General features: G+C 38.3%; 12 protein-coding genes. 10 read left to right on the top strand and 2 right to left on the bottom strand.

The window, feature by feature from the left end; all coding sequences use genetic code 11:
* Positions 1–18 precede the first annotated feature (18 nt).
* Positions 19–813 (bottom strand): hypothetical protein, encoded by a 795-nt coding sequence (locus ACAN52_RS04435; protein ID WP_378952841.1) that lies wholly within the window; start codon positions 811–813, stop codon positions 19–21.
* A gap of 118 nt (positions 814–931) precedes the next feature.
* Positions 932–1,783, bottom strand: coding sequence for a methyl-accepting chemotaxis protein (locus tag ACAN52_RS04430; RefSeq protein ID WP_378952839.1), 852 nt, complete (start codon positions 1,781–1,783; stop codon positions 932–934).
* 300 nt (positions 1,784–2,083) lie between these two features.
* Here ACAN52_RS04430 and ACAN52_RS04425 point away from each other — a divergent pair, with 300 nt between their 5' ends.
* From ACAN52_RS04425 to ACAN52_RS04380, 10 genes are all read left to right on the top strand, one after another.
* Positions 2,084–2,857 carry an acyl-CoA dehydratase activase gene (locus ACAN52_RS04425; protein WP_378952836.1) on the top strand — a complete coding sequence of 258 codons (774 nt, stop codon included), beginning with the start codon at positions 2,084–2,086 and terminating at the stop codon, positions 2,855–2,857.
* Between the two features lie 2 nt (positions 2,858–2,859).
* A complete protein-coding gene (locus ACAN52_RS04420; protein ID WP_378952833.1) occupies positions 2,860–3,099 on the top strand; it encodes a DUF3343 domain-containing protein in 240 nt (79 codons plus the stop codon).
* 13 nt (positions 3,100–3,112) lie between these two features.
* Positions 3,113–4,261, top strand: a complete 1,149-nt coding sequence (locus ACAN52_RS04415; RefSeq protein WP_378952830.1) for an aminotransferase class V-fold PLP-dependent enzyme — start codon at positions 3,113–3,115, stop codon at positions 4,259–4,261.
* Positions 4,262–4,284: 23 nt separating this feature from the next.
* A complete protein-coding gene (locus tag ACAN52_RS04410; protein WP_378952827.1) occupies positions 4,285–5,433 on the top strand; it encodes a double-cubane-cluster-containing anaerobic reductase in 1,149 nt (382 codons plus the stop codon).
* A gap of 234 nt (positions 5,434–5,667) precedes the next feature.
* Complete coding sequence (locus ACAN52_RS04405; protein ID WP_378952824.1) at positions 5,668–6,840, top strand: glycosyl hydrolase family 18 protein; 1,173 nt, start codon at positions 5,668–5,670, stop codon at positions 6,838–6,840.
* Positions 6,841–7,050: 210 nt separating this feature from the next.
* Entirely contained in the window at positions 7,051–8,724 is a 1,674-nt protein-coding gene (locus tag ACAN52_RS04400; protein ID WP_378952821.1) for a PAS domain S-box protein, read from the top strand.
* 187 nt (positions 8,725–8,911) lie between these two features.
* Positions 8,912–9,097, top strand: coding sequence for a hypothetical protein (locus ACAN52_RS04395; RefSeq protein ID WP_378952818.1), 186 nt, complete (start codon positions 8,912–8,914; stop codon positions 9,095–9,097).
* A 1-nt stretch (position 9,098) separates the two neighbouring features.
* Positions 9,099–9,407 (top strand): STAS domain-containing protein, encoded by a 309-nt coding sequence (locus ACAN52_RS04390; RefSeq protein WP_378952815.1) that lies wholly within the window; start codon positions 9,099–9,101, stop codon positions 9,405–9,407.
* Between the two features lie 69 nt (positions 9,408–9,476).
* Entirely contained in the window at positions 9,477–11,567 is a 2,091-nt protein-coding gene (locus ACAN52_RS04385) for a PAS domain S-box protein (protein ID WP_378952812.1), read from the top strand.
* Between the two features lie 23 nt (positions 11,568–11,590).
* Positions 11,591–13,030 carry a diguanylate cyclase domain-containing protein gene (locus tag ACAN52_RS04380; RefSeq protein WP_378952809.1) on the top strand — a complete coding sequence of 480 codons (1,440 nt, stop codon included), beginning with the start codon at positions 11,591–11,593 and terminating at the stop codon, positions 13,028–13,030.
* Positions 13,031–13,143: the final 113 nt, after the last annotated feature.

Here is a 13,143-nt window from a genome sequence, read left to right as displayed (position 1 = left end):
GAGCATGTCAGCATTCATCTAATCTTCATCTCGCCAGTGACCGCCCCAACCGCCGTGACCGCCCCAACCGCCGTGACCGCCCCAACCGCCGTGACCGCCCCAACCGCCATGACCGCCCCAACCGCCATGACCGCCCCAACCGCCATGACCGCCCCAACCGCCATGACCGCCCCAACCGCCATGACCGCCCCAACCGCCATGACCGCCCCAACCGCCATGACCGCCCCAACCGCCATGACCGCCCCAACCGCCATGACCGCCCCAACCGCCATGACCGCCCCAACCGCCATGACCGCCCCAACCGCCATGACCGCCCCAACCGCCATGACCGCCCCAACCGCCATGACCGCCCCAACCGCCATGACCGCCCCAACCGCCATGACCGCCCCAACCGCCATGACCGCCCCAACCGCCATGACCGCCCCAACCGCCATGACCGCCCCAACCGCCATGACCGCCCCAACCGCCATGACCGCCCCAACCGCCATGACCGCCCCAACCGCCATGACCGCCCCAACCGCCATGACCGCCCCAACCGCCATGACCGCCCCAACCGCCATGACCGCCCCAACCGCCATGACCGCCCCAACCGCCATGACCGCCCCAACCGCCATGACCGCCCCAACCGCCATGACCGCCCCAACCGCCGTGACCGCCCCAACCGCCATGACCGCCCCAACCGCCGTGACCGCCCCAACCGCCATGACCGCCCCAACCGCCATGACCGCCCCAACCGCCATGACCGCCCCAACCCCAAACACGGTTATTTGAGGAAGATAGATAGTTGCCACAATACGGACAACGACTATTCATAAATAACACTCCTTCCTAATCTACTATATAGTATGTTAATTAGATAAGCAGTGTGCCGTAAAATATGAAATCGTTATGTAATTTTTATCATTCTTTTCCAAATAAAATATGAAGAGATTTACTTTTCATCCGCCATAGATCGAAGATCCTCGCAAACATGATATAATTTGGAAACCATTGCAGTAATCGACTGAACTGCAGTACTTTGATTGCTCGTTATGGCAGCTGTTTGCTGAGTATTTTGAATGACTGCTTCCATAGAATCTTTTAATTGTTGAAGCATGATTTTAATATCTTTAGCAGATTGATTACTTTGATCCGATAATTTGCGCACTTCTTCTGCAACTACACTAAATCCTCGTCCATGTTCGCCTGCTCGTGCCGCCTCAATCGCAGCATTTAGACCTAATAAGTTGGTCTGACTTGCAATTTGCTGAATGGTTGTAATGATGGTATTGGTATTATTAACATCAGTAGAAGCTTTACTTGAAAGTTCTGCTACTTTTTGCATAGTGGCGGAAAATTCTCGCTGTGTACTCTCTAAATTTTGAACGGTTTTTGCAATAACCGTTGTAGACTCACTTGCCCGAATGACTTGGCTGCGAAGACTCTCTTTATTTTCTTTATTCATTAACTCCATACGAACAAGTCCAGCAGCGATCTTTACAACAGATTTGACAATCTGAGGATCACCTGTTATACCAAAAGTGCCAATACGTTTGCCTTTAAAATCAACAGGTAAATTAATGCCCGCTTTAATGCTCCCATCGGATTTTTCCGCATCTGCAGCAGTAATAATAATTTCGTCAAGATTTTCTGCAAGAATTCTCTGTGAGCCACTGTGTGTAGAACCGACTCTAGACGCTACTTTGGCTGCAATAATCTGTCCCTTATCATTACATACAATGGAATAAAGACCTGTTTCGTCAAAAATAAAATTAATAATTCGGTTAGCAATTTCAAAATCCAATGAGTAACACCTCCAAAAATTATCAAAACACTTTTTAGAAAAATAGTACTTAACTTAACTTTTCATAAGATATAGACAGATTTATCCTGAAAATTTATAATACCTTACTATGTAATTTGACAAAAGAATTTATTATCCTTGTTTTATATATATCAACAATCATTTATGTTAGAAAAAATAAGTATTTTATTTATGAAGCAAAAGGAAATATTTGCTTACAAATCGAATACTTATAAGAGTTCTATCAGAAAATTTTTAAAAATTCATTTCACTTTTGTTGTAGAATATTTAGGAGGTTTTATGATTGTTGCAGGTATTGATGTTGGCTCAGTTTCCACCAAGGTAGCACTGTCAGTTGATGAAAAAATCTATAAAATTGTTATTCCTACTGGCTGGAGTCCTCGCCAAGCAGGGGAATCTGTATTAACAGCTGCTCTAAAGCAGGCAGGCGTTACTGATAAAGCAGATTTTGTCGTCGCGACAGGTTATGGACGGATCGCACTACCAATAGCCAACAAAGCCGTTACTGAAATTACTTGCCATGCACGTGGCGTATCCTATTTACTACCTGAAACTCGGGTAGTGATCGATATTGGTGGACAAGATAGTAAAATCATTAAAATAGGTCCACAAGGGCGAGTTCTTGATTTTGTAATGAATGATAAGTGTGCTGCTGGTACAGGACGATTCATGGAAGTCATTGCAGCTAAGCTTGGTATTGATATCACTGAGTTATCAGATTTGGGTAAAGGTAAAATACCTGTAGAAATCAATAGTATGTGTACTGTATTTGCTGAATCAGAAGTCGTTGGACTCTTAGCAAAGGGAATTGGAAAAGGGGAAATTATCGCTGGATTACATCAGGCGATATCACGCCGAATCAGTGCTATGGCTGAGCGAATGACTCCAGAATCTCCCATCATCTTTACTGGTGGAGTTGCACAAAACAATAGTTTGGTTCACAGTCTTTCTGCGCAACTTAATATGCCGATCATCGTACCTGAGAACTGTCAATTTACGGGTGCAATGGGAGCCATGTTAATCGCTACTGAAATGATGCAGAAGGAGGGATAGGGTTGCTATTAGACATATGGGTCATTACTTTTTTATCTATCACACATGCACTACGGGCAGAGAAGCTTCTTAAAGACAAGAAAATTAGTGTTGAACTTATTCCCATTCCTCATGAGTTAAGTGGACCGTGTGAAGGATTGGCTGCTCAGCTGCAAGAAGAAGATATTGATCAAGCTGTAATATTCTTGGAAGAGAATGGGATCGACATGGTACGTCGGGGCGTGAAAGTGAAGAGGAGATAGAGGGAGTATTACGATGGAAAAAATTTACCTAGACAATGCAGCAACCTCTTGGCCAAAACCAGAGGCTGTTTACCGTGCTGTTGATTATTTCAATCGCAATATTGGTGGTAATCCAGGGAGAGGTACAACTAGGTTTTCTTTGGCTTCCACTAGTATGGTATTAGAAACCCGAGAACGTCTAGCCCAATTATTTAATATCAGTGATCCTCTGCGTATTTCTTTTACATTGAATATTACAGAGGCGTTAAACGTAGCTCTAAAAGGAAGTTTATTACCAGGCGATCATCTGATTATTAGCAGTATGGAACATAATGCTTTAGCTAGACCAGCTTTTTCATTGAACGAACACGGCCTTGAAATCACCGTGATTCCATGTAATTCTGAAGGATTGTTTGATATAAAAGCATTCGTTAAAGCCATAAAGAAAAATACCAAAATGGTAGGGTTACTGCACGCATCTAATGTAACAGGAACGATCCAGCCGATTAAAGAGGTAGGAAAAATATGCCGTGAACATGGCCTGTTATTTTTGGTTGATTCAGCACAAAGTGCAGGGGTTTTACCAATTGATGTTTTCGACCAATCGATTGATATTTTGACATTCACCGGACATAAAGGTCTGCTTGGACCACAAGGAACAGGCGGAATTTATGTAAGGCCAAGCCTTACGGTTAGACCTTTAAAAGAAGGTGGCACTGGCTCACAGTCCCAAGATACTAAACAACCTCAATGTATGCCTGACTGTTTGGAAAGCGGGACATTAAATACCCCAGGAATTATTGGACTAGGGGAAGGCGTTCGTTTTGTATTGGAGCAAGGTATCGATAAAATACGATCCCATGAACAAAGTCTCGTTGGAATTTTATGGGATAATCTAAAAAAAATGACTGACATAAAGATCTATGGACCAGAAAACCCAAAAGATCGAACAGCGGTTCTTTCCTTTAATATTGGTGAGATGGATTCCGCTCACCTTAGTTTCCTACTGGAAAGAGAGTTTGGCATTGTGACTCGCTCTGGACTTCATTGTACTCCTTTGGCCCATCAGACCATTCATACATTACAACAAGGGACTTGCCGTCTTAGCCCAGGCTTTTTTAATACTGAAAAAGAAATGGAAACCGTTATCAGAGCGATCGCTACGATTGCTAAAAAATCGTAATCATAATAAAGGAGTGATAAAAAATGATTGATTCCTTATTAATGGAGCAATTTTCCAAACTGCGTGAGCAAGGAATGATGAAAATTAAAGAGGAGAAAGAAAGTGGACAAAAGGTTGTTGGTATGTATTGTACCTATTCGCCACAAGAATTAATTTTAGCAGCTGGCGCTTATCCCGTTTCTTTATGCGGTACGAAGCAGGAGCCCATTGCAGCAGCAGAAAAAGTCCTGCCTCATAATATGTGCCCACTCATTAAGTCTAGCTATGGATTTGCTGCAACAGATACCTGTCCTTTCTTTAATTTTTCTGATCTACTCGTAGCAGAAACTACCTGTGATGGTAAAAAGAAAATGTATGAATTAATGGCTCAGTATAAACCAATCCATTTACTACAATTACCCCAAGAACAGGCCTCGCCCCAATCTCGAGAACTTTGGTTTCAAGAAGTACAAAAACTAAAAGAACGACTCGAACAGGAATTTAACATCGAGATTACTTCCGATAAACTACGGGCAGCGATTAAGCTTGTCAACCGGGAACGACGAGCATTACGTAACCTATATGATCTTAACCAGCATATTCCCGCCCCCCTTACCGGTTTAGAAATACTGACTGTTGCCCATAATCGAGGATTCTATCCCGATAAAGAAAAAGTAATCACCATGTTGGAAGAGCTGACAACTGCTGTTAAAGACAATTTAGGGCAAAATGATCATCAAGTAGGACCACGTATTTTACTCACAGGAGTACCCGTTGGACTGGGTTCAGAAAAAGTGATCAAACTAGTTGAAGAGCTAGGAGGAACCGTTGTTTGTCAAGAAAACTGTACTGGCTATAAACCTGTAGACTTGCTGATTGACGAAGATGAAAATAAAGATCCTCTTGAAGCGATTGCCGAGAAGTATCTAGCCATAGCTTGCTCTTGTATGTCACCTAACCCTGGTCGCTATGAACTACTAGGTCGCTTAGCAAAAGAATTTAAGGTCGATGGGGTGCTAGATTTGACCTGGATTGGCTGCCATACTTATAATGTAGAATCCTATTCAATCAAAAAATATCTTGATGAACAATTTAGTCTGCCATTTATGCAAGTGGAAACTGATTATTCAAGTAGCGATACAGAACAACTCCGCGTGCGTATTGAAGCTTTCCTTGAAATGATTCAAGCATAATTGATTCTTTCATCTTTCTGATTCCGTAAAAATGGTAAAAAGAAACAAGGATTTACTAGCTTTGAGTAAATCCTTGTTTCTTTTTTCTTCAAATAGGAAATGAAGAAAAAATACAGAAGAAAGTATATCAATATGGCAATAATATGCATTACTTTTACCATTAATTTGTATTGATAATATTTTCTTATTATGTTACCATTGCAGAGTATGAAAAAGATCAAAGGAGGTTATACAATGCGTACTCATAAAGCAACCGTTATTTTATTATTGCTTGTCATATGTGCAAGCATTGTAGTACCGCTGCCCGTATATGCTGCATCACCAACAGATCATTCAAGTAAAGGCTTCCTTACTACTCTACTTGATGCCTTAGTGAGTATTTTTCATTTGGATTTAAATCCTAAAGATACTCATACAAATACAACGACTCCCGTGCAAACGAGAAATACATCTGGAGGCAAAGATGTACTTGGGTTTTATACGGAATGGTTTGCAACAGATACTACTTCTTATCATGATCTTGTTGATCATATCGATACAATCGGCACCATTGCACCATTTTGGTCAACGCTTCATAGTGATGGATCAGTGACAGACCGCGGTGGTAATGACCATGCTTCAGTAGTCAAATATGCACATAATAATAAAGTGACTGCATTGCTCATGGTGAATAATGCTAAACAAGAAAATTCAAATTCGGACATCCATACCGTCTTAAGCGATTCATCACTACGAAAAACTGCGATTGATAACTTAGAATCCTATATTAAAAAATATAATTTAGATGGTATTAACATTGATTTTGAGCAAGTACCAGCAAGTGATCGTGATCATTTGACAGCTTTCATGCGTGAATTAGCAGATCGCCTAAAACCTCAAGGATATATTGTTTCGATTGATGTTTTCCCAAAACATAATGAAGAGAATGACGTTGCCGTAGCATATGACTATGCTGCCCTTGCAAACTACGCTGATAAAATCATTTTGATGACTTACGATTACCATGCAGGTTGGAATGGTGCAGGTTCTATTGCCGATATTCGCTCTGTAGAATCTGACTTAAAATACGCTTTAACCCTAATTCCTAAAAATAAGATCTATTTAGGAATTGCTGGTTATGGTTATGATTGGTCAAGCAAAGGGGTAGAAAGTGTTGAAAATGATGCCATCCATAATTTAATAACTCGTTTTGGTGCTACCATTCAGTGGGATGAAGCATCCCAATCTCCTCATTTTAATTACACCGAAACTGATAGTACAAACCATGAAGTATGGTATGAAAATAGTCAGAGTTTAAAGTATAAGTTAGATCTTGTTAATCAATATAATATTGCTGGAATTGCTCTTTGGAAACTAGGTGGTGAAGATCCAGCTTCATGGCAGGTCATTAAGGATAAGCTAAAATAGGAATAATGAATGTGGTTTATGTTGCGTTTATTTAACGAAGAGGTGCAATTTCAAAATTGCACCTCTTCGTATGTTTTTTATAAATAGAGATCTGGACATTAAATGTATAAAAATAAAATTTTCTAACTCATCTGCAGGGTTTTATCTATTGCTGGTAAATATATATTATTTAATGAGGATATACCTCTGGAAAGGTAGGAGAATATATGCATGGCGAATCGAAGCTTTTTTATCCATAGCCGTGATATTATGCTAGTTGTTGATAGCAAAGATGGTAAAATTATCGAAGCAAATCCTGCCGCTGAGTCAGCTTATGGCTATTTGCGAGATGAACTCCTGAGTAAATATATTTTTGATTTGAGAGTAGAGTCAGAGGCGGGCCTGACAATCGAACAAATGCGTCTTGCCATTACAGAGAGTATTTTATTTGAAACAATCCATCGACGTAAAGACGGTAGTTTATTTCCAGTTGAAGTCAGTTCGCGTTGCGAATCGAATGGTAAAAATAGCCTTTTATTTAGTGTTATTCGAGATATTACCGAACGGCAAAGAGATAAAGAAACTTTGGAGATGCTCAATACAGAGCTAGAAGCTAGAGTCATTGAACGGACTAAGGAATTACAGGATAGTAACGCAATCTTAAGAAGAACAGAAAAGCGATTAGCAATCGAGGCATCCTTAAAAGAAAAACGAATAAAATTACTAGAAGGCAAAGAAGCAACTAAACTCGGGTATTATGAATGGAATGTAATTGAGGATGAACTCTATTGGTCTGATCAAATGTATCTAATTTTAGGGCTAGCACCACAAGAAATTATGCCATCGATTGAAACTCTTTTTACTTTCATCCATCCTGAGGATAAAGAAATGGCGAGAAAAAATGTTACAGCAGCTGGCACAGAAAACATATCGACTATCGAATACCGGATTATTAGGAAGGACGATTCAATTCGCTGGCTGTATGTGCGTCGTTATAGCATTTTGGATGATGATGGAACATTACTTAAGAGAATTGGAACCATTCAAGACATTACTGAGGAAAAACACATGGAGAAAGCAGAAGAAACTAAGACTTTTGCCAATGAAATCTATAACCGAAGCGTATATCTCAATGACTTACTCATGACTGATTATCCTGTAAGTTATATCACTCAACAGCTCAATGAATATGGAATTGATTGCAATATGGTATATTGCTGTTATATACTTCAATGGAATAGAGACTCCGATTATAAGGAAAATATAACCGTCAATGAAATGGTTATAGAAAGAATCGTAGTATGGTTTTTTGAACAAACAATTGGCTGGGTATGGAAATATAATGAACATATCGTTTTTCTTGCTCCTGTTATAAAAAATAATATTCACACAAAAGAAGATCAAATTCAATTCATACGTGTATTATTATGGAAAATTAAACATAAATTTTCTATTGAAGCACAAAGCGGTATTTCTAGTACCTCATATAACTCTTTGAATATCAAAGAGTTATATGAGCAGGCTCGCCGCTCTCTGATAGTCGCTACTACAATGACTCAAAAACAAGTCCTACATTATGAAGACCTTGGGGTTTATGACATCGCATTTCAATTATTAAAAGACACAAGTCAGTGTAGATCCATCCAAAAAATTATCGGCAAGCTTGCTGACTATGACGAGGTAAATGCAGGCAATCTTTTAGTAACACTCGAACAAATTCTTGAAGATGGGAATTTGAAAATTTCTGCACAAAAACTTTTTATTCATTATAATACAGCGATCTGGAGGAAACAGCGGATTGAAAAAATCTTGTCGCTTTCTTTGGATCATATTGAAACTAAATGTATGCTAATTCTGTACTTAAAGGTCTGGAAACTTTTAAACTTAAATATAGTAATCAAATAAAAAGAATGTATTCATTGTTATTAAGCAACAATGAATACATTCTTTTTTGTTGTTCTTTACCAATAGTATATAAAAGTAGGATGTTGTAAGATTTTAGAAACAATATAATAATTTTATCGAATTTCAATGAATAATAAAAAAATAAGATAACATTTTTCTTTAAAGAGTACTGTGGGGTGGAAATAGGATGACTATTTCGCGATATAAGGTACGTGAACGTAAACTCGTAGATGAAATTGAAGAACTTCTAAAGCAGATTCATAATTGTAAAAACCAGACAGAAGAAGATACAATTCTTGTCTATCGCCATCTTGAAAATGCACTAAAAAAATATACGCAAATACGGATGAAAATTAATCAAGGAGGGCCTTAGAATGAAAAAGCAGATGACATTTATGAAAAAGGATCTACTTGTTAAATTAAGTGGAGAAATGTATCTTGAAGATGCCGAAGAATTACGACAAGAATTAGTAAACTATGCATTACAAGGAAACAATCATTTAGTGATTGATATGAGCGAATTGATTTATATTGATAGTTCGGGTATTGCAGCACTCATTGCCGTTAATAAGAGCGTCTTGCATTCAGGAGGCAATGTGATATTGATTAATTTATGCGATAACATCAAAGAATTGTTTGAAATCACATATCTCAATAAAATATTTAATATTCAAGTTAGCTAATAACAGAATCGACTATAACGACTTCTATTTGTAGAGAGAGTGGGAAAAGTAAAGGAGGTGTCTACGTGAATGACCGAAACACACGAAACATTACAAAAATTCCAACTCTTTTTTCTTCATAGCCGAGATATTATGCTATTTGTTGACAAAGAAAATGGTAACATTATTGAAGCAAATCCTGCTGCTGAAAAAGCTTATGGTTATCTACGAGATGAACTTCTAAATAAGCATATCTTGGATTTAAGAATAGAACGAGAAGTCGGATTGACGATAGAACAAATGAATGTTGCTGTTCAAGATAGTATTATATTTAATACAGTTCACAAACGTAAGAATGGTAGTCTATTTCCTGTTCAAGTCAGTTCACGCTCTGAGCAAGTGGGTGAAAGACATATTTTATTTAGTGTCGTTCGGGATATTACTGAACAAGATAAAGCCGAGAAGGCCTTGCAAAAGTTAAATATAGAATTAGAATCGAATGTGGCCGAACGGACGCGGGAACTAGAAGATATGAATGCAATATTAGAAGAAGAAATAGTAGAGCGTACAAAGGCGGAAAATGATTTACGGCAAAGGGAAGAAGAATTACGTATATTAACGATCGCATTGGAAGAAAAAGTAGAAGAACGAACACGAGAACTACAAGATATCAATGCGATATTAGAAGAAGAAGTCATGGAACGTCAAGCCGTGCAAGAAGAGTTACTAGAAAGTCGAGAGCGTTACGAGGCGTTAATGAAACAATCGTCAGATGCAATTATCGTAATTCGTTTAGATACAAATGAAATAATCGATGTGAACTATGCCTTTAGTGCAATGTTTGGTTATACAGGAATAGAAGTAGTCGGCAAAAAAATCACTCAATTCAGCCTCATTAACCATGAAGATTTGAAAATGATTAAGGTTAAATCCCTAGAAAATGATTATATTGAATCAGATATTCGATATTATTTACGAAAAGATGGTCGAGTCATTTATGCTGAACGAACTGGTTCATTAATTCATCATCGAGGTGATTATCTGCTCCTATTGTCATATCGGGACATCACAGAGCAACAGAAACTTCAAGCAGAAATCAAAAAACAAGTGGAACTCGCTGCTACCGTACAAAAATCTCTCCTTCTCCCAGATCGTCAATATGAACAATTAAGTATTCGTACTATTTTTCAACCTTTAACCATGGTCAGTGGGGATTTTTACAACTATCGCTGGTCTGCTGATCGTAAAATACTTTATGGCTATTTAATCGATGTTACTGGTCATGGCGTAGCTACGGCTCTTCATACCTCAGCGGTCAGCAGCTTGCTAAACGAGGTCATGGAAAATGAACAGGTTTGGACCGTGGAGATACTTACACGTTTGAATAACTATCTTTATGATTACTTCCAAGATCATTCTTTCGTTGCTTTTATGGGGTTTTGGTTAAATTTAGAAGATAAGAAATTGACGTGTATTTCTGGTGGTATTAACTATTTACTAGCTTGTACAAGAGAGCAAAGCAGTGTATTAACCATACGAGGAAGTTACCTTGGAGTGTCAAAAATACCCGAATTTAGTACCATGACGCTCCCAGTTCAACATGGCGATACTTTTTATTTTATGACTGATGGAATTTCTGAAATGTTACCAAAGGAATTTAGTGAAAAAATATATCAATTTGATGACAGCGTACAAGGCCTGCAGCAATTAGCGCTTATGCGCACCAGACATGATGATTGTACAGCCATCTGTATGCAATTTATTGATAAGAAACCCTTCCCTTTATTTTTTTATTTTTCCCGTCAGAATGATCATCATAAAATTCGCTCACGAATTAACTGGATTGTAAATCAACTTACATTTGAAAAACAATCTAAAATAGGATTGGCTTTAGGTGAAGCGATTACGAATGCGATAGAGCATGGTATCCATATCAGAGTAAAAATCAATCAATTTGGTGATCGACTTGTTCTACGAGTTAAAGATGATGGAAAAGGTTTTAAGGGCAATGAAAGGATTAAAGAAATCTTAGCAATCGGTCTAGAACAGATATTTCAAGTTGTGTTATATAACGAACGTGGTCGCGGTATACCGATTATACTAAATTGGTGTGATCGAGTTCTTTATAATCGTCGTGGCAATGAGATCTTATTATTAAAAAGGATCTGTCATAGTAAATGAGTCGGGTATGGGGGTACTAAAGCATGAGTGGTGTACAGAAAAGTAAAGAACGTTTAATGGCAGAGATTTTAAATCTTCAAGTCACGACTTCGATTCTAGATAATATCATTGATGTCTTATGGGTAAAAGACTTGCATGGACGTTATGTGATGATCAGCGAATCATTTGCCCTACGCTATAAAAAAGCAACTCATGAAGTCATCGGCAAAACTGACTTTGACATTCATCCATATCATCTAGCGGTCCAATCCCTTCGCAATGATAATCAAGTGGTGCAAGCAGGAAAAAAATATATTTTTTTAGAGAGTGAATTATTAGCGGATGGTACAGAACAACATTTTGAAGTATGTAAAAATCCTGTCTATGATTTTTCCGGTGAAATTGTAGGGGTTCTAAGTGTAAGCCGCAATATTACAGAACGTAAAAAAATGGAAGAAAATCTTATTTATATTAGTGAACATGATGGGCTAACCAATCTATTTAATCGTGAATATTTTGAAGAAACGCCAAATCGTTTATTATCTCAGGGAATAACTCAGATTGGTCTTATTATATGTGACGTAGACGGGTTAAAAATTATTAATGATACAGTAGGACACCGAAAAGGTGATGAAATACTCATTCAGGTAGCGAAGGTATTAAAAGATATTGTTGCAAGACAGGGAACTGCTGCTAGAATTGGGGGCGATGAATTTGCAGTTATCATTCCTCATATAAAAGTTTCTCAACTTGAATCTTTATGTTCTCAAATTGATAGCAGTATAAAAAAAATTGATTCTGGTCTTGGAATGATTCCTCTTAGTGTTTCTTGCGGTTACGCTACCACCAATCTCGCAAATGAAACTTTTGATCAATTATTTAAACGAGTTGATGATGCTATGCAGAAAGAAAAACTACTTCGTAATCAAAGCCATAGAAGCGCTTTAGCCTTAACGGTAAAAGAAATGTTAAAGGCGCGTGATTTTCTTACTGAAGAACATGGCGACAGATTACAGCATCTTGTCTGTAATTTAGCACAGCAATTGAATTTGCCAGTGACAAGTTTTAATGAATTAAAACTATTTGCTCAATTTCACGATTTGGGTAAAATCGGGATTTCAGACCAAATACTTTTTAAACCAGGTCCGCTAACGCTAGAAGAAAAGACGGAGATGTGCCGCCATTCTAAAATTGGATTTCGAATTGCTCAGTCTATTCCAGAATTTGCAGTCATTGCTGATTGGGTGCTAAAGCACCATGAATGGTTTGATGGCAGTGGTTATCCCTTAGGACTTCGTGGTGAAGAAATTCCTATCGAATGCAGAATTCTTGCCATAGCAGATGCGTATGATGCCATGCTAAGTGATAGACCATACCGAAAGGCATTATCCCAAGAGCAAGCCATTGCAGAATTACTAAAATATGCGGGAAAACAATTTGATCCTTATCTAGTTCATAAATTCATAGCTACCACGCGCTGGTAAAGTACATGAACTCTTGCCAAAGTAGGTTTAAATTTGGCAGGAGTTTCTGCTTTTAAGGTAAATATAGTATCATATATTGATTATTCTATATATTTCTATATTTACCAACTATC

Source organism: Pelosinus sp. sgz500959 (genome assembly GCF_042610375.1).
Lineage (GTDB): Bacteria > Bacillota > Negativicutes > DSM-13327 > DSM-13327 > CTSoil-075.
Note: the sequence above shows the minus strand (reverse complement) of the source record. Positions and strands in the feature narration are given on the sequence as shown.